At 73.2% G+C, this 17,071-nt stretch carries 16 protein-coding genes; 15 read left to right on the top strand and 1 reads right to left on the bottom strand.

The window, feature by feature from the left end:
• The first annotated feature begins 30 nt into the window (after positions 1–30).
• From C7Y72_RS15030 to C7Y72_RS14960, 15 genes are all read left to right on the top strand, one after another.
• Positions 31–2,637, top strand: a complete 2,607-nt coding sequence (locus tag C7Y72_RS15030; RefSeq protein ID WP_107570006.1) for a valine--tRNA ligase — start codon at positions 31–33, stop codon at positions 2,635–2,637.
• A complete protein-coding gene (locus C7Y72_RS15025; protein WP_107570005.1) occupies positions 2,634–3,890 on the top strand; it encodes a bifunctional folylpolyglutamate synthase/dihydrofolate synthase in 1,257 nt (418 codons plus the stop codon). Before C7Y72_RS15030 ends, C7Y72_RS15025 begins: the two co-directional genes overlap by 4 nt.
• A gap of 83 nt (positions 3,891–3,973) precedes the next feature.
• Positions 3,974–5,647 (top strand): hypothetical protein, encoded by a 1,674-nt coding sequence (locus C7Y72_RS15020; protein ID WP_107570004.1) that lies wholly within the window; start codon positions 3,974–3,976, stop codon positions 5,645–5,647.
• Between the two features lie 189 nt (positions 5,648–5,836).
• The gene (locus tag C7Y72_RS15015) at positions 5,837–6,361 is read left to right on the top strand and encodes a zinc ribbon domain-containing protein (RefSeq protein WP_107570003.1); all 525 of its coding nucleotides are present in this window, start codon (positions 5,837–5,839) and stop codon (positions 6,359–6,361) included.
• A gap of 12 nt (positions 6,362–6,373) precedes the next feature.
• Positions 6,374–6,781 carry a nucleoside-diphosphate kinase gene (ndk, locus tag C7Y72_RS15010; protein ID WP_107570002.1) on the top strand — a complete coding sequence of 136 codons (408 nt, stop codon included), beginning with the start codon at positions 6,374–6,376 and terminating at the stop codon, positions 6,779–6,781.
• A gap of 22 nt (positions 6,782–6,803) precedes the next feature.
• A complete protein-coding gene (locus tag C7Y72_RS15005; protein ID WP_107570001.1) occupies positions 6,804–7,364 on the top strand; it encodes a Maf family protein in 561 nt (186 codons plus the stop codon).
• Between the two features lie 247 nt (positions 7,365–7,611).
• The gene (locus C7Y72_RS15000) at positions 7,612–8,661 is read left to right on the top strand and encodes a rod shape-determining protein (RefSeq protein ID WP_107570000.1); all 1,050 of its coding nucleotides are present in this window, start codon (positions 7,612–7,614) and stop codon (positions 8,659–8,661) included.
• A gap of 61 nt (positions 8,662–8,722) precedes the next feature.
• Positions 8,723–9,595 carry a rod shape-determining protein MreC gene (gene mreC, locus C7Y72_RS14995; protein ID WP_107569999.1) on the top strand — a complete coding sequence of 291 codons (873 nt, stop codon included), beginning with the start codon at positions 8,723–8,725 and terminating at the stop codon, positions 9,593–9,595.
• Positions 9,592–10,161, top strand: coding sequence for a rod shape-determining protein MreD (gene mreD, locus C7Y72_RS14990; protein WP_107569998.1), 570 nt, complete (start codon positions 9,592–9,594; stop codon positions 10,159–10,161). Before mreC ends, mreD begins: the two co-directional genes overlap by 4 nt.
• 8 nt (positions 10,162–10,169) lie before the next feature.
• Positions 10,170–12,218 (top strand): penicillin-binding protein 2, encoded by a 2,049-nt coding sequence (gene mrdA / locus C7Y72_RS14985; RefSeq protein ID WP_158276880.1) that lies wholly within the window; start codon positions 10,170–10,172, stop codon positions 12,216–12,218.
• Positions 12,215–13,417 carry an FtsW/RodA/SpoVE family cell cycle protein gene (locus C7Y72_RS14980; protein ID WP_233243890.1) on the top strand — a complete coding sequence of 401 codons (1,203 nt, stop codon included), beginning with the start codon at positions 12,215–12,217 and terminating at the stop codon, positions 13,415–13,417. Before mrdA ends, C7Y72_RS14980 begins: the two co-directional genes overlap by 4 nt.
• A gap of 16 nt (positions 13,418–13,433) precedes the next feature.
• Positions 13,434–15,362: an Rne/Rng family ribonuclease gene (locus C7Y72_RS14975; protein WP_107569996.1), complete on the top strand. Its 1,929-nt coding sequence runs from the start codon at positions 13,434–13,436 to the stop codon at positions 15,360–15,362.
• Between the two features lie 8 nt (positions 15,363–15,370).
• The gene (gene rplU, locus C7Y72_RS14970) at positions 15,371–15,679 is read left to right on the top strand and encodes a 50S ribosomal protein L21 (protein WP_107569995.1); all 309 of its coding nucleotides are present in this window, start codon (positions 15,371–15,373) and stop codon (positions 15,677–15,679) included.
• Positions 15,680–15,691: 12 nt separating this feature from the next.
• Positions 15,692–15,952: a 50S ribosomal protein L27 gene (rpmA, locus tag C7Y72_RS14965; protein ID WP_107569994.1), complete on the top strand. Its 261-nt coding sequence runs from the start codon at positions 15,692–15,694 to the stop codon at positions 15,950–15,952.
• 14 nt (positions 15,953–15,966) lie between these two features.
• On the top strand, positions 15,967–16,344 hold the full coding sequence (locus C7Y72_RS14960) for a hypothetical protein (protein ID WP_107569993.1): 378 nt from the start codon (positions 15,967–15,969) through the stop codon (positions 16,342–16,344).
• An 18-nt stretch (positions 16,345–16,362) separates the two neighbouring features.
• Here the strand turns inward: C7Y72_RS14960 and C7Y72_RS14955 are convergent, their stop codons facing one another.
• Complete coding sequence (locus C7Y72_RS14955) at positions 16,363–17,058, bottom strand: SDR family oxidoreductase (RefSeq protein WP_107569992.1); 696 nt, start codon at positions 17,056–17,058, stop codon at positions 16,363–16,365.
• Positions 17,059–17,071: the final 13 nt, after the last annotated feature.

The following is a 17,071-nucleotide window of genomic DNA, read 5'->3' as shown; positions in this document are numbered from 1 at the left end:
GGCGCGGGCGGAACGTAGACTCCGCCCCCGATGACCGCCCTTCAGGACCGCAAGCGCTTCGAGCCCTCGGAGGTCGAGCCCCGCATCACGCAGGCGTGGCTGGCCGCCGGCCTGCACCACCCCGAGCCGCAGGGCACGTCCGCGTCGAACTACTCGATCGCGATCCCGCCGCCGAACGTCACCGGCGCGCTGCACATGGGCCACGCCCTCAACGGGGCGATCCAGGACACGCTCGTGCGCTGGCAGCGGATGCACGGGCGCCTGGCGAAGTGGATCCTCGGCACCGACCACGCGGGCATCGCCACCCAGACCCAGGTCGAGAAGCTGCTCGTGCGCGAGGGCACGAGCCGCGAGGAGGTCGGCCGCGAGGAGTTCACGCGCCGCGTCTGGGAGTGGCGCGAGCAGTACGGCGGCACGATCGTCGGCCAGTTCGAGCGGCTCGGCTCCTCCTGCGACTACGACGACGAGCGCTTCACGCTCGACGACCAGTACGTGCGCGCCGTCCTGAAGGTCTTCGTCGACCTCTACGAGCAGGGCCTGATCTACCGCGACCTCTACATGGTCAACTGGGACCCGGGCTCCGGCTCGGCGATCTCCGACCTCGAGGTCGAGGACCGCGAGGTCACCGACACGCTCTACTCGATCGCCTACCCGCTGACGGACGGCAGCGGCGAGGTCGTCGTGGCGACGGTGCGGCCGGAGACGATGCTCGCCGACACCGCGGTCGCGGTGAACCCGCAGGACGAGCGGTTCGCGCACCTCGTGGGGCGGACGGTGCGGCTCCCGCTCACCGACCGCGAGCTGACGATCATCGCCGACGACTACGTCAAGACCGACTTCGGCACCGGCTGCCTGAAGATCACGCCCGGGCACGACCCCAACGACTTCGAGATCGGCCGCCGCCACGGCCTGCAGGAGCTCACCGCGATCGGCGAGGACGGCCGGATCGTCGCCGAGCTCGGCGGCCCCTACGCGGGCCTGAAGGCGCTCGAGGCGCGCGAGGCGATGGTCGCCGACCTGCGCGCGCAGGGCCTCGTCCGGGCCGAGGAGCCCTACACGCACACCGTGCCCTTCAGCCACCGCTCGGGCGAGCGGATCGAGCCGCTCATCAGCCTCCAGTGGTTCATGCGCATGGACGAGCTCGCCGCGCCGGCGATCGAGGTCGTGCGCGACGGCACGGTGCGCATCCACCCCGAGACGCAGGCCCGCCGCTACGTCGAGTGGCTCGAGAACATCCGTCCCTGGTGCATCAGCCGGCAGCTGTGGTGGGGCCACCAGATCCCGGTCTGGTACCGCGGCGACGAGGTCCACGCCGGGCTCGAGGCGCCCGAGGGGGAGGGCTGGGAGCGCGACCCCGACGTCCTCGACACGTGGTTCAGCTCGGCGCTGTGGCCGTTCGCGACGCTCGGCTGGCCCGACGAGACGCCCGAGCTCGCCGCGTTCTACCCGACCGACGTGCTCTCGACCGCGCGGGACATCCTCTTCCTGTGGGTCGCCCGCATGGTGATGATGGGCCTGCGGTTCACCGGCGACGTGCCGTTCCGCGACGTGTACATCCACTCGGTCATCCAGGCGCCCGACGGCCGCCGGATGAGCAAGTCGCTGGGCACCGGCATCAACCCGCTCGACCTGATCGAGGGCGGCCCGCGCCCGCCGGTCTTCGCGAAGAAGCCGGGGGAGGACCCGGGCGAGTTCCCCGCCTACGGGGCGGACGCCGTGCGCTTCGGCCTGCTGGCGATGTCCTCGGTGCAGGACGTGCGCTTCAGCGAGGAGCGCGTCCAGCAGGGCCAGCAGCTCGCGAACAAGCTCTTCAACGCGACGCGGTTCGTGCTCTCCAAGGTCGGCGAGGCCCCGGCTGAGCACCCGCCCGCACCGGTGACGCTCGAGGACCGCTGGATCCTCTCGCGGCTCACCGCGTTCCAGGAGCAGACCGACGAGCACCTGCGCGCGTTCGACTTCTCGAAGGCGGCGCTCGGGCTCTACGACTTCGTCTACGGCGAGCTGTGCGACTGGTACCTCGAGCTGATCAAGGCCCGCGAGGTCGACGCCGACCTCTCGGCGCTGCTCGCGCACGTGCTGCGCACGACGCTCGCGACCGCGCACCCGTTCATCCCGTTCGTCACCGAGGACCTGTGGGCGCACGTGCCGGGCGCCGACGGCCTGCTCGCCGCCGCCGAGGCGCCGGCCGCCGACCTCGCCCGCCGGGACCCCGACGCCGACGCCGCGATCGCCGCGGTCATCGGGGCGGTCCAGGCGGTCCGTGGCTGGCGCGACGGCGCGCAGATCAAGCCGGGCGCGTTCCTGCCGGCGCGGCTGCGGGCCGACCTGCCCGACGGGGCGGCGGCGCTGATCGCGCGGCTCGCGCGCCTGGCGTGGACCGAGGAGGGCGAGGCCGCGGCCGCCGTCCCCGTGCCGGGCGGGCTCGTGGAGATCCTCGCCTCCGACGACGTCGACCCCGCCAAGGAGGCGGCCAAGCGCGACGCGCGGATCGCCGAGCTGCGGCAGGAGATCGCGCGCGCGGAGGGCAAGCTCGGCAACGCGGGCTTCGTCGCCAAGGCGCCCGAGGCGGTCGTCGCAGCCGAGCGCGAGAAGCTCGCGCGCCTGCAGGCCGAGCTCGCGGACCTCGGCGGGGCATGAGCGCGTCGGCCGCCGCGGCCGACGCCGAGCGCTGGCTGCTGGCGCTCGAGAACTTCGGCATCCGGCCCGGCCTGGACCGGATGTCCGCGCTGCTCGCGGCGCTGGCGCTGCCCGACCGGCCCACCGTCCATCTCGTCGGGACCAACGGGAAGACGTCGACGACGCTGCTGTGCGCGGCGATGCTGCAGCGCGCCGGCCTGCGCGCGGGCGCGTACGTCAGCCCGCACGTGGAGTCGTTCGCGGACCGGATCCACGTCGGCGGCGCGCCGCTGACGGACGCCGCGTTCGGGGGCCTGGCGGGCGAGGTCCGCGCGGCGGTCGCGACGCTGCCCGACGGGGCGGGTCAGTTCGAGGCGCTGACCGCGATCGCGCTGCTGGCGTTCGCCCGCGACGGCGCCGACGTCCAGGTGCTCGAGGCGGGGCTCGGCGGGCGCCTGGACGCCACCAACGCGGTCCGCTCCGACGTCCAGGTCCTCACGAGCGTCGGCCTGGACCACCAGCGCTGGCTCGGGGACACCGTCGAGGAGATCGCGCTGGAGAAGCTCGCGGTGGTCGAGCCGGGCGGCACGCTCGTGCTCGCCCCGGGCCTGACGCCGACCGTGCTGGCGCTCGCCACCGGCATCGCCGCCGAGCGGGACGCCACCGTGGTGCGGGCCGAGGCCGTCCCGGAGTCCGCGGTCCGCGACCCGGCGGTCGTCGGCCCGTTCCAGCGGCAGAACCTCGGGGTGGCGCTCGCGGCGACGCGCGCCGTCCTCGCGCGCGTCCCGCACGCCGACCGGTCCGTCACCGACGCCGCGCTCGTCGCGGCCGGGGAGGACCGGCTGCCGATCCGCGGGCGGCTCGAGGTCGTCGGCCGACAGCCGCTCGTGGTGGTCGACGCGGCGCACAACGTGCAGGCGGCGCGCGCCCTGCTGGCCGCGTTCGACGGCGTCGCGCAGGGACGGCCGACCGTCGCGGTCGTCGCCTTCCTCGACGACAAGGACCCTTCGGGCATCCTCGCGCTCCTGGCGGAGCGCTGCGACTCGTTCGTGGCCACGACCACGGACAGCCCGCGCGCGCTCCCCGCGGCCGCGGTCGCGCGGACCGCGCGCGCCCACGGCGCGACGGCCCACGAGGCGGCGACGCCGTCGCAGGCCCTGGCGCTCGCGCGTGCGGCCGCGGGGCCGGACGGCGCGGTGCTCGTGACGGGCACGACCTCGCTCGTGCGCGAGCTGCACGCCCCCGGCGCGATCGCCAACCGCTCGCGGTTCTGACCGCCGCCGTGGCGGACCGCCGCCGCGCGTCCCGGCCGGGCAACCCCACAACACGGCGTCCCCGCGCGCGTTCTACGGGAGCGATGTCCCGTCCGCTCCGCGCACCGTCCGCCGCCGCGCCGGCGCTCCTGTCGCTGCTCGCGCTCCTCGCCGGATCCCCGGCCGGGGCGCACGCGGCCGACGACACGTCCGCGCTGACCGCGCCCGGGCGCACGGTCCTGACCGGCACCGCGGTCGCGGCCGGCCCGAACGCCGAGACCGGTGGCGCGACCGCCGCGGTCGCGCTCCCCGACGGTGGCGCCGTCCTCGCGGGCACGGACCCCGGCCGCGGGCTGCTGCTCGCCCGGATCGGCCTGACGGGCGCGCCCGACCCGACCTTCGGGCCCGGCGGGGTCCGGCGCCTCGCGGTGCCCGGCGGCCCGCTCGTCGGGCAGCTGCTGCGCCGCCAGGACGGTCGGCTCCTGGCCCTCGCGATCGACCCGGCCGCGGGGTCGCTGCGCCTGCGCGGCCTGACCGCCGACGGCCGTCCCGACCCCGCGTTCGGGACGGACGGCGTCGCCGACCCGGGGCTGCGCGTCGACTGCGGCGGCTGCGGCGCCGCCACCCTGCTGCCCGACGGCTCGACCGTCGTCGGCGGGGTCGCGGGCGGCGTCGGCGCGGTCGTGCGGCTCGATCCCGACGGCCGACCGGACCCGGGCTTCGGCGCGACCGGGCGCGCCGCGGTCGCCGAGGCCGCGGGGGGCGGGGAGGCCGGCGTCGTCGCCGTGGCCGCGACCGCCACGGGGCGGATCGTCGTCCTGGCCCGCGGGACCGACGGACGGCTGCTCGTCCGCGCGCTCACCGCCGCCGGGCTGCCCGATCCCGGGTTCGCCGACGGCGGCGCGCGGCGCCTCGACGACGGCCCGGACGGCAGCCTGCTCGTCCGCGAGGACGGCAGCGTCGACGTCCTCGGGGCGGCGACGCTCACGCGCCTGACGCCCGACGGCCGGCCCGACCCGGCGTTCGGCGGCACGGGCACCGTGCCGATCCCCGGCGGCGGCGCGCTCGCCCCGCGCCCGAGGATGCTCGCGGGGGCGGCCGGCACGACGCTCGTCGCCCGTCCGGCGGCGCTCGAGCCGCGCCTGGCGACCGACCCGGGTCTCACCGTCCGCCGGGTCGGCCGCGACGGGACCGTCGATCCCGTGGCCGCCCCGCCCCTCGGGTTCGGCGGGGGCTACGCGAGCCCGGGCCGCTCGGGCCGGCTGCTGCTCGGGGGCGTCGCCCAGGACGGCTTCGTCGCCTCCACGCTCGTGCGCCGCCCCGACGGCGGCGTCCTCGCGGTCGGGGGCACCCGCGTCATCCGCTTCGTCACCCGCGGCCGCGGGGCGAGCCGGGCCTGGTTCGCGGTCGCCGGCCTGACCCCGGCACTGCAGCCCGACCCGGCGTTCGGCGGCCCGCCGCGACCGACCGTGGTGCGCGTGCGCGTGCCCGCGCAGCGCGCGACCGGGGGCGCGCAGACGCGCCGCATCCGCGTGCGCGTCCGGGCCACGGCGCCGGGCCTGCTGCTCCTGCGCGTCCGTGACCGCGCGGGCCGCGTGCTGGGGCAGACCGTCGCGCCGCTCTACCGGGCGGGGACGGTCACCGTGCGCGTGCCGGTCGGCGCGCAGGGACGGCGGCTGCTGGCCCGCGGGCGGCGCACCCCGATCGTCGTCGGACACGAGCTGCGCGACGTCGTCGGGACCACCGGGGCGGGCAGCGCCCCCGCGACGCTGCGCTGAGTCGGCGCCGCTCACCGCCCGCTCCAGCGGGTACGCTCCCGGGGTCGTGAACCGTGAAGGCCCCTCCGTCCTGGCGATGATCGCCGCCGTCGCGGTGCTCGTCGCCCTGGTCATCCTGGTGTTCTTCGGGATCGGCTACGGCTTCGGCCGGCAGTTCCTGTAAGCGCCCCGGATAGGCTTTCACCAGTCATGCACACCCAGCTCGCCGTCTTCGGGATCGATCCCGGTCCGCTGAACACCGCGGCCAACCTGACGATCCTCTTCCTCTTCGTCACCTGGCTCGCGCTCGTCTACTACACCTACTCCGACGCGCGCCGGCGGATCGCCGACCCGATGGTCATCGGCTGCGCGACCGCCGCGTCGCTGTTCCCGTTCGTCGGGACGATCGTCTACATGATCGTCCGGCCGCCGGAGTACCTCGACGACGTGCGCGAGCGCGAGCTCGAGATGCAGGCGGCCGAGGCGCGGCTGCACCAGCTGAACTACTTCCTCTGCCCGCACTGCGACTACGAGGTCGAGAAGGAGTTCCTGCGCTGCCCGTCGTGCCTGCGCAAGCTCAAGGACGCGTGCACGACCTGCAGCAAGCCGCTGGACCCCGAGTGGAAGATCTGCCCCTACTGCGAGACGGAGATCCCGGGGAAGACCCCGACGCGCCGTCGCCGCCGGCAGTCGCTGAACGAGCCCACGGAGCAGCAGGCGGCCGGACCGCAGTAGGGTCGGGCCACTATGGCCGAGAAGACCCTCATCCTCGTCAAGCCCGACGCCTTCGCGCGCAACCTCACCGGCGAGATCCTCGCGCGCTTCGAGCGCAAGGGCCTCACGATCGAGGCGCTGAAGCTCGTGCACACGCCGCGGGAGACCGCGGAGACGCACTATGCCGAGCACGCCGAGCGCCCGTTCTTCGGCGAGCTCGTCGACTTCATCACCTCCGGGCCGCTGGTGGCCGCGATCCTCAGCGGCAACGACGCGATCAAGGCGTCGCGTCAGCTGATCGGCGCGACCAACCCGCTGGAGGCCGCGACCGGCTCGATCCGCGGCGACTTCGCCACCCTCGTCGGCGAGAACATGGTGCACGGCTCCGACTCGCCCGAGTCCGCGGAGCGCGAGATCGGCATCTGGTTCCCGGAGCTGTAGGACCGCGGCCCCGCCGCCGTTCGTGCTCGTCCTCGCCTCCGGCAGCCCGCAGCGCCGCACGATCCTGGCACGGCTGGGCGTCGCCTTCGACGTCCGGCCCGCGGACGTCGAGGAGCTGGCCGCGGGGGAGCCGCACGCCGTCGCCCGCGAGAACGCGCTGCTGAAGGCGCGGACCGTCGCGGCGGCGCTCGCGCCGCCGGAGACGGACGCGCTGGTCCTGGGCGTCGACACGCTCGTCGCCCTCGACGGCGTCATCTACGGCAAGCCCACCGACGAGGAGCACGCGCGGGCGACCCTGCGCGCGCTCTCGGGGGCCACGCACGACGTCGTCAGCGGGCTCGCCCTGGTGCAGGGCGACGTCGTGGAGGCGGCGACGGCGGTCACCCGCGTCACGTTCCGCCGCCTGGACCCGGCGACGATCGACTGGTACCTGGCGCTCGGCGAGTGGCGCGGACGCGCCGGCGGCTACGCCATCCAGGAGGCCGGCGGCGCGCTCGTGCGCAGCATCGAGGGCGACTACCAGAACGTCGTCGGCCTGCCCGTCAGCCTGCTCCTGGACCGCCGTCCCGGCCTCCTGCACTGACCCTCGACCCCGGGTCGAGGGATCTTTTGCGGAGGCGATCCGGACCCACGAAACTCCCGGACCCGACGGGGACAGGGCCTCGACCTCGACCTGAGGTCCAGGTGCGCGAAATCCTCGTTGCGGGGCAGCGGTCCGGCCGGGGGGAGCCGCTACACTCGACCACGGACGCGGCCATCTGTCCCGGCTCCGCGCAGCGCATCTCCGCGCGGAGCGAGCACCTCGGGCGCCGCCGTCCACCCGACCACTCATGGGCATCTTCAGCTATCTCACCGGGTTCGGTGGCCGCGACATGGCCGTCGACCTCGGCACGGCCAACACCCTCGTCTACGTGCGCGGGCGCGGCATCGTGCTCTCCGAGCCGAGCGTCGTCGCGATCGACTCGCGCACGGGGGAGGTGCACGCCGTCGGGATCGAGGCCAAGCGCATGCTCGGCCGCACCCCCGGGACGATCCAGGCCATCCGGCCGCTGAAGGACGGCGTCATCGCCGACTTCGACGTGACGGAGGAGATGCTCCGCCACTTCATCCAGAAGGTCCACCAGAACCGCTGGGCGCACCCGCGCGTCGTCGTCTGCGTGCCCTCCGGCGTCACCGGCGTCGAGAAGCGCGCGGTCGAGGAGGCCTGCCTGTCCGCCGGCGCCCGCCAGGCGTACCTCATCGAGGAGCCGATGGCCGCCGCGATCGGGGCCGGGCTGCCCGTGGGCGAGCCGACCGGCTCGATGGTCGTCGACATCGGCGGCGGCACCAGCGAGGTCGCGGTGATCTCGCTCGGCGGCATCGTCGTCAGCCAGTCGATCCGCATCGGCGGCGACGAGCTCGACGAGGCGATCATCAACTACGCCAAGCGCGAGTACAAGCTCCTCATCGGTCAGCAGACCGCCGAGGAGGTCAAGCTCGAGATCGGCTCGGCCTACCCGATGGACGAGGAGGTCCAGGCCGAGATCCGGGGCCGCGACATGGTCTCCGGACTGCCGAAGACCGTCGTCCTCACCAGCGAGGAGATCCGGCAGGCGCTCGAGGAGCCGCTCGCCCAGATCCTCGACGCGGTCAAGGAGACGCTGGACCGCACACCGCCCGAGCTCGCCTCGGACATCATGGACCGGGGCATCATGCTCGCGGGCGGCGGCTCCCTGCTGCAGGGGCTCGACGAGCGCCTGCGCGAGGAGACGCAGATGCCCGCCCACCTCGCCGAGTCGCCGCTCACCTGCGTCGCCGTCGGCTCGGGCCGCTCCCTCGAGGAGTTCGAGGTGATCCACCGCACGAGCAAGACCTCGCGCAACCGCCGCCGGAGGGTCTGACCGTGCACCGCCAGCACGCCGACCGGCGCAATTCCCCTCACGCTTTGGAGTACTTCTTCCCGTGTACGACGCCAAGACGGTTCGCCGACGACGCGCGGTCCTCGGGCTGCTCGTCGTCAGCTCGCTGATCCTCCTCACCGCCTCCTTCGGCGAGAGCGGCGGACCGCTGACCTCGATCCAGCGGGGCGTCGTCGAGGTCGTGTCCCCGATCCAGGAGGGCGCGAGCCGCGCGCTGAAGCCGTTCCGCGACCTCTTCGGCTGGGTCGGCGACACCGCCGACGCCAAGGGCGAGAACGAGGAGCTGCGCAAGGAGCGCGACGAGCTGCTCGCGCAGGTCGCGCAGGGCAAGACCGCGATCATCGAGAACCGCACGCTGCGTGGGCTGCTGAAGCTCGACCAGGAGGCCGACCTGGCGCGCTACCGGCCGGTCACCGCCCGCGTGAACACGCGCTCGGGTCTCGTGCTGACCGCCACGATCAACATCGACAAGGGCTCGAGCGCCGGGATCCGCGTCGACCAGCCGGTCGTCACGAGCGCCGGGCTCGTCGGCAAGGTCGCGGTCGTCGGCCGCGGCTACGCCGTCGTGCGTCTCATCACCGACCCGCGCGTGCGCGTCTCCGCGATCACCGCGAAGGGCCAGACCGGCGTCGTGCAGACCGCGGTCGGCAACCCGCGCGAGCTGATCATGAAGGGCACCCGCGCCTCCGACCGCGTCGACCGCGGCGACATGATCATGACCGCGGGCACCCGCACCCAGGACGACGACCTGCAGTCGCTCTACCCGCCCGGCATCCAGATCGGGCGCGTCACCCGCGTCGACGAGCCCGGCTCCGACACCCAGGAGGTGCACCTGCGCCCCTACGTCGACGTCGGGCGGATCGACTTCGTGCAGGTGCTCACCGAGGCGGCGGACGGGAACCGGCCTCCGTCGTGATCGGCGTCAGCCCCCAGCTCGCCATCCGGCTCACCCTCCTCGGCGTCGTCGCGGTGATCCTCCAGGTCTCCGCGGTCACGCAGATCCAGATCGTCGGCGTCAACGCCGACATCGTGCCGCTGACCGTCGCCTCGGTCGGGCTGCTCTGCGGCTCGCTCAACGGCGCCGCGCTCGGCTTCTTCGCCGGCCTGTTCGTCGACATGGCCCTGTTCCAGACGCTCGGCGTCAACTCGCTGCTGCTGCTGACCGTCGGGTACCTCGCCGGGCGGCTGCGCGAGATGCGCGACCCGCAGGGCGCGGCGATCCCGATGGCCGTCGGCGGAGCCGCCACCGCGATCGGCGTCGGCGGCTACGCGCTGCTGCAGTTCCTGCTGGGCGTCGACGCGCCCGTGAGCTTCCTGCTGCTCGGCCAGGTGCTCCTCACCGTCGTCGTGAACGTCATCGTGGCGGTCCCCGTCCACGCGTTCGTGCGACGCTGGTTGCTGCCCGCCCTGCCCGACGACCCCCGCCGGCGCCGCCGCCGGGCGTACACGACCGGCGGTCTGTCGCCGCTCTCTCGCGCATGATGGAACCCATGAACGACCGACGCCCCCCGATCACCCCGCAGCTCGCGCTGCGCGTGGCGGTCGTCGGCGGTCTCGCCTTCATCCTGTTCGGGATCGTCTTCTTCCGCCTCTGGTACCTACAGGTCCTCGACGGGGACCGCTACCTCGCGCAGGCGCAGAGCAACCGCGTGCGCGTCGAGCGCGTGCAGGCGCCGCGCGGCACGATCGTCGACCGCGAGGGCCGCACGCTCGTCGGCAACCGCGTCGCGACCCTGATCCAGCTCGACCCGGAGAAGATCCCCGAGGAGGAGAAGACCGCCGCCCTGGAGTGGGGCCAGCGCGTCACCGCCCGGCTGCAGCGCCCCAAGGGGCAGCGCGGCCGCTTCGGCGTCCCGATCCCGCCCGTGCAGACCGCGCAGATGCGGCGCCTGTTCGAGCGCCTCAGCCCGATCATCGGGATCTCGGTCCGCGAACTGCAGCGCCGCACCGTCCGCTCGATCGCGCAGGTGCCCTACGCCCGCGTGACGCTGAAGGCCGACGTCACGCAGGCGCAGAGCGCGTTCATCCAGGAGCGCATCGACCAGTTCGACGGCGTGGACGTGGGGGAGCGCTACCTGCGCGACTACCCCGACCGCTCGCTCGCCGCGCAGCTCATCGGCACGACCGGCGAGATCAGCCCGGGCCAGCTCGAGGACAAGGAGCGCTACCGCGGCGTCGCGCAGGGCACCGTGATCGGCCAGTCCGGCCTCGAGTACGCCTACGACGAGTTCCTGCGCGGCCGCGACGGCCAGGAGCGGATCGTCGTCAACGCCCAGGGCGAGAACCGCGGGCAGGCGACCTCGCGCGCCCCGCAGGTCGGCCGCACCGTGCGGCTGACGCTCGACATCAAGCTCCAGAAGGCCGCCGAGGCCGCGCTGCAGCGCGGCATCGACAGCGCCGCCGGCAAGGGCTCGCGCGCCGGGGCGTTCGTCGCGATGGACCCGCGCAACGGCCACCTCTTCGCGATGGGCTCGCTGCCCTCCTACGACCCGGCGGAGCTCGCCCGGCCGATCAGCGACCAGCGCTACGACGAGCTGTTCAGCGAGGACGGCGACAAGCCGCTGTTCAACCGCGCCACCCAGGCGCTGTATCCGACCGGCTCGATCTTCAAGCCGATCACCGCGATCGCCGGCGTCGAGGCGGGGAAGATCACGCCCGGCGAGGTCATCAACGACAATGGCTGCATCGAGGTCGGCGCCAACAAGGAGGAGCGCTGCAACGCCAACAAGGCGGTGCACGGCGCCGTGAACATGGCGCGCTCGCTCGAGGTGTCCTCGAACATCTACTACTACCTGCTCGGCCAGCGGCTCGACAGCACCGCCGAGCCGCTGCAGAAGTGGGCCCGGCGCCTGGGGCTCGACCACCGGACCGGGATCGACATCTTCGGCGAGGCCGAGGGCCGCGTCCCCGACCGGGCCTGGCGCAAGCGCGTCGGCGAGGAGGAGGCCGACTGCCGCAAGCGGCGCAAGGTCCCCTCCTGCGGGATCTCCGACATGCGGCCGTGGACCTTCGGCGACAACCTCAACCTGGCGATCGGCCAGGGCGACGTCGGCGCCACCCCGCTGCAGATGGCCGTCGCCTACGCGGCGATCGAGAACGGCGGCAAGATCGTGCGGCCGCAGCTCGCCGCGCGCGTCGAGGACGACCAGGGCCGCGAGCTGCAGACGCTGTCCAAGCCGTCGACCAAGCGCTACGACATCGACCAGGGCGCCCTCGCCGCCGTGCGCGAGGGCCTGCGCCTCGCCGCCAGCGGCCCGGAGGGCACGTCGGTCGACGTCTTCCAGGGCTGGCCGCACGCCCGCTTCCCGGTCCACGGCAAGACCGGCACCGCGGTGATCAAGAACGCGCAGGGCGAGTTCGAGCAGTCCTGGTACGCCGCCTACGTGCCCGACCCCAAGCGGCCGATCGTCGTCGTCGCGACCGTCGAGAAGGGCGGCTACGGCGCCGCGGCCGCCGCGCCCGTGGTCCGCCAGATCATGGAGCAGTTCTACTTCGGCCGGGTCGGCAAGTTCCGCGTCGGGGAGTCGACGACGCTGTGAGCATCGCGCCGACCGTCAGCCGGCCCTCCGAGGGCTCCCAGCCCGCGGCGCGCTCGCGTCCCGCGGGGCTGTCGCTGCCGTTCGACCCGATCCTGCTGCTCGCCGTCATCGGCCTGTGCGTCTGGTCGCTGATGGCGATCGGCGCCGCCAGCGAGGGCGACGGGCTCGTCGACCCCAACACCTACGTCAAGCGGCAGGCGCTCTACTTCGCCGTCGGCGGCGTGCTCGCGCTCGTCGCCGCGTTCGTCGACTACTCCCGCCTGCGCGAGCTGAAGATCGGGCTCTACGCGCTGCTCATCGGGATCATCCTGCTCGTCTTCGCGTTCGGCTCCGTGACGCGCGGCTCCCGCCTCGCGATCCAGCTGCCGTTCTTCAGCTTCCAGTCCTCGGAGCTGGGCAAGATCCTTCTCGTCGTCGCCCTCGCGGGCTTCGTCGTGGACCGCGCCCGGCGTCTGCAGGACCGGGACACCACGGCGCGGATCATGCTCCTCACGCTGATCCCCGCGGGTCTCGTGATCGCGCAGGACCTCGGCTCCGGCCTGGTCTACATCGCGATCGGCCTCACCATGCTGTTCCTGGCCGGGACCCCCGGCCGGCACCTCTCGGCGATCATCGCGCTCGGGGTCACCGGCGTGGTGGTCGTGCTCGTCGCCGCACCGGCGATGGGCGTGACCGTCCTCGAGGGGTACCAGAAGGACCGCCTCACCTCGTTCCTGCAACCCTCCGCGAGCCCCGGCGACGCGGGCTACCAGCAGGGCCAGTCCAAGATCGCCATCGGCTCCGGGGAGAAGACCGGACGCGGCGATCGCTCCACCCAGTCCACGCTGCGGTTCCTCCCCGAGGACCACACCGACTTCGTCTTCGCGACGGTCGGCGAGCGCTGGGGCTTCGTCGGAGCCGGATTCGTCCTGTCGCTCTACGCGCTGCTGGTCTGGCGCGCGATACGCATCCTCACCATGGCGAAGAACCTGCTCGGAGCGCTGATCGCCGGCGGCATCGTCGCGATGCTCCTCACGCAGGTGTTCGTCAACGTCGGCATGAACGTGGGGATCATGCCGATCACCGGGATCCCCCTGCCCCTCATGACCTACGGGGGATCCTCCGTCCTTTCCACCTTCCTGGCCGTCGGCCTCCTTCAGTCGATCTACGCGCAGGCGCGCGCATCGGCAGCGATGAAGGGCCGCGTCCTCGGCTTCTAGATCCAGAGGAACCATCGTGAAGAAGCAAGTGCTCGTCAGCGTCGACCGCGGGGAGACCCGGGTCGCGCTGATGGAGTCCGTCACCTCGTCGGAGGCGGCGCCCGGCGCCCCCAAGCGGCGCGGCCGCGGCGCCCGTGGCGGCCGTCCCGACCCGGCGCCCGGCTACCGCGTCGCCGAGCTGTACTTCGAGCGCCGCGGCAACCGCTCGATCGTCGGCAACATCTACAAGGGCAAGGTCGACAACGTCCTGCCCGGCCTGGAGGCCGCGTTCGTCGACATCGGCCTGGACAAGAACGGCTTCCTGCACGTCGACGAGATCGTCATCCCCGGGGTGGAGACCGTCCGCCGCGGGCGCGGCGACGGCTCCGGCAAGAAGATCACCGATCTGATCAAGCCCGGGCAGGAGATCGTCTGCCAGGTCGTCAAGGACCCGCTGAAGACCAAGGGCGCCCGGCTCTCGATGGAGCTCACCGTCGCCGGTCGCTACATGGTCTACACGCCGACCGGCGAGGGCGTCGGCGTCTCCAAGCGCCTGGAGGACAAGGAGCGCGACCGCCTGCGCAAGGAGGTCAAGGGCCTGGACCTCAAGGGCGGTGGCGCGATCGTGCGCACCGCCGCGCACGGCGCCAGGCGGGCGGACTTCGAGCGCGAGGTCGAGTACCTCTACAAGCTCCACGAGGTCCTCCAGGACCGCGTCGAGACGACCCCCGCGCCCGGCCTCGTCTTCCAGGAGGCCGACCTCTCGGTGCGCGTCGTGCGCGACATCTTCAGCGACCACTTCGAGCGCGCGGTCGTCGACGACGAGAAGCAGCACCAGCGGCTCGTGTCGTTCTTCACCCGCACCGCGCCCGAGCTCGTCGACCGCGTCGAGCTCTACCAGGACAGCCAGCCGCTGATGGAGCGCTACGGCGTCGACAAGGTCATCGACGGCCTGTTCTCCAAGCGCGTGGACCTGCCGTCGGGCGGCTACCTGATGATCGACTATGCCGAGGCGCTCACCGTCATCGACGTGAACACCGGCTCCTACGTCGGTCGCGGCAAGCAGGCCCGCCTGGAGGACGTCATCACGAAGACGAACCTCGAGGCCGCCGAGGCCGTCGTCAACCAGCTGCGGCTGCGCGACATCGGCGGCATCATCGTCATCGACTTCATCGACATGGCCCGCGCGCGCAACCGCGACGCCGTGCTGAAGCAGCTGCGCAAGGCGCTCAGCGAGGACCGCACGAAGACGTTCACCGCCGAGATCTCGAAGCTCGGCCTCGTCGAGATGACCCGCCAGAACGTCACCGAGGGCGTGCGCGAGATCATCTCCCGCGAGTGCCCGACCTGCCACGGCGACGGCGTCGTGCGGTCCGAGGAGACGATCGCGATCGACATCGAGCGCCAGCTGCGCGAGATCGCCTCGCGCGCCCCGCGCTCGACCGAGGCCTACCTCGTGCAGATCAACCCGAAGGTCACCGCCGAGTTCACCGGGGACGGCGGCCGCGTGCTGCGCGCGCTGGAGGCCGAGACCGGCAAGCTCTTCCACTTCGAGGGCTCCGAGGGCCTGCCGCTCGACCACTTCCAGATCACGATGGAGGGGTCGCAGGCCGACGTCGAGGAGAAGGCGGTCCCGTTCCGCCCGGGCGAGGAGGTCCTCGTCCAGATCGTCGAGCCGCACATGTACGACGCCGACGCCGCGGTCGCGAAGATCGACGGCTACATCGTCTCGATCCGCCGCGCCGGCCGGCTGGTGGGGGAGAAGCGCCTCGTGCGCATCGAGGACGCCGGGCGCACCGCCGCGACCGCGGTCCTCGTCGACGAGAGCGACCTCCCGGCGGTCGAGCCGGGGGCGGAAGGCAGCCCGGACGGCGATGCCGTACCATCGAAGCGTAGGCGCCGTGGCCGCAGAGGCGGACGGCGCCGTTCCGCTGCCAAGGCGGCGGACACGTCCTCGTCGGAGTGAATTTTCTTATGTACGCAGTCGTGAAGACCGGTGGCAAGCAGTACCGCGTGGAAGAGGGCCAGACCCTGCTCGTGGAGAAGCTCGCCGGTGAGCCCGGGGACACCGTCGCCCTCCAGCCGCTCCTGATCAGCGGTGACGAGTCGGTGTTCGACAAGGCCGGCCTCGAGAAGGCGTCCGTCTCGGCGAAGGTCGTCGAGCACGTCCGCGGTCCGAAGCTCGTGGTGTTCAAGTTCAAGCCCAAGCGCGGCTACAAGAACAAGAACGGCCACCGGCAGGACCTGACCCGCATCGAGATCACCGGCATCAAGGCCAAGTAGGAGCGTTACGAGATGGCACACAAGAAGGGCCTCGGGTCCTCCAAGAACGGCCGCGACTCCAACGCCAAGCGCCTCGGCGTGAAGGTGTTCGCCGGTGAGACCGTCACCGGTGGCGAGATCATCGTGCGCCAGCGCGGCAGCCGCTTCAAGGCCGGCGAGGGCGTCGGCATGGGCAAGGACGACACGCTGTACGCGCGCGCCGCGGGCACCGTGTCCTTCGACGTCGGTCGCAAGGGCCGCGTCGTCAGCGTCCAGCCCGCCGCCGCCGAGTAGCGAGGACCGGCGCCGTGGCGCTGTCCCCGAAGACCCTGGCCCGCGGCATCGCCGCGGGCCGTCTCGCGCTCGGGCTGGCGATGGTCGCCGCGCCCGGCCGAGCGACCGGCGCCTGGCTCGGCGACGTCGCCGACACGCCGGGCGGCCACGTCGCCGTCCGCGCCCTCGGGATCCGCGACGCGATCCTCGGCGCGATCACGCTGCACACCCTGGAGCACCCCGAGGTCGGCCCGCGCTGGGTCGCCACGTGCGGGGTCGCGGACCTCGTCGACTGCGCCGCGACCGTCGCCGCGCGCGACGGCCTGCCGCGCCAGTACCCCGCCATGATCGCCGTCGCGGGCGGCGCGGCGGCGGCGAGCTTCGCGCTCGCCGGCGCGCTCAAGCGCGCCTGACCGCCGCCGCGCGGCCGCTCAGCCCTCCTGGGCGGTCGGCCGCACGAGGATCTCGTTGACGTCGACGTGCGGCGGCTGCGTCACCGCGTACATGACCGCGTTGGCGATGTCGACCGCCTGCAGCGGGTCCTGGCCGGGGGCGCCGTTGTCGAAGAACGGCGTGTCGACCATGCCGGGCTCGATCAGCGTGACGCGCGCACCGGTCCCGTTGAGCTCCTGGCGCAGCGACTCGCCCATGCCGGTGACCGCCCACTTCGTCGAGCTGTAGAGGCTGCCCTGGAGCGCCCGCCGCCCGGCGATCGAGCTGGTCAGCAGGAAGTGGCCGCGGTTGGCCTCCACGTCATCGATCGTCGCCCGGATCGTCAGCGCGCACCCGTAGACGTTCGTGAGCACCATCGACTTCCAGTGCTCGGGCGTCTCGTTGCGGAAGCCGCGCGCCGCTCCGAAGCCGGCGTTCGCGAAGACGACGTCGATGCGGCCGAACGTGTCGCGGGCCGCGGCGGCGAACGCCTGCACCTGGTCCCACTCGGTCACGTCGACGCCGACGGCGATCGCCCGGTCGGTGCCGCCGAGCTCCTCCACGAGCGCCTCGAGCTTGTCGGTGGAGCGCGCGCCGAGCACGAGCCGGTAGCCGGCCGCGGCGGCGAGGCGCGCGGTCTCGGCGCCGATGCCGGAACTCGCGCCGGTGATGAGGAAGACCTTGTCGGAAGCCATGGGGACCTTTCGT

It is taken from the genome of Paraconexibacter algicola (assembly GCF_003044185.1).
Taxonomy (GTDB): domain Bacteria; phylum Actinomycetota; class Thermoleophilia; order Solirubrobacterales; family Solirubrobacteraceae; genus Paraconexibacter; species Paraconexibacter algicola.
The sequence above is the reverse complement of the archived record's forward strand: the minus strand, read 5'-3'. Positions and strand labels throughout refer to the sequence as shown.

Bases quoted from the DNA above. Each gene is read 5' to 3' on its own strand.
- C7Y72_RS15015 (WP_107570003.1), top strand. From the start codon at position 5,837: ATGCACACCCAGCTCGCCGTCTTCGGGATCGATCCCGGTCCGCTGAAC.
- mrdA (WP_158276880.1), top strand. From the start codon at position 10,170: ATGAACGACCGACGCCCCCCGATCACCCCGCAGCTCGCGCTGCGCGTG.
- C7Y72_RS14955 (WP_107569992.1), bottom strand. From the start codon at position 17,058: ATGGCTTCCGACAAGGTCTTCCTCATCACCGGCGCGAGTTCCGGCATC.
- rpmA (WP_107569994.1), top strand. From the start codon at position 15,692: ATGGCACACAAGAAGGGCCTCGGGTCCTCCAAGAACGGCCGCGACTCC.
- ndk (WP_107570002.1), top strand. From the start codon at position 6,374: ATGGCCGAGAAGACCCTCATCCTCGTCAAGCCCGACGCCTTCGCGCGC.
- C7Y72_RS15025 (WP_107570005.1), top strand. From the start codon at position 2,634: ATGAGCGCGTCGGCCGCCGCGGCCGACGCCGAGCGCTGGCTGCTGGCG.
- C7Y72_RS15000 (WP_107570000.1), top strand. From the start codon at position 7,612: ATGGGCATCTTCAGCTATCTCACCGGGTTCGGTGGCCGCGACATGGCC.
- rplU (WP_107569995.1), top strand. From the start codon at position 15,371: ATGTACGCAGTCGTGAAGACCGGTGGCAAGCAGTACCGCGTGGAAGAG.
- C7Y72_RS15030 (WP_107570006.1), top strand. From the start codon at position 31: ATGACCGCCCTTCAGGACCGCAAGCGCTTCGAGCCCTCGGAGGTCGAG.
- C7Y72_RS15020 (WP_107570004.1), top strand. From the start codon at position 3,974: ATGTCCCGTCCGCTCCGCGCACCGTCCGCCGCCGCGCCGGCGCTCCTG.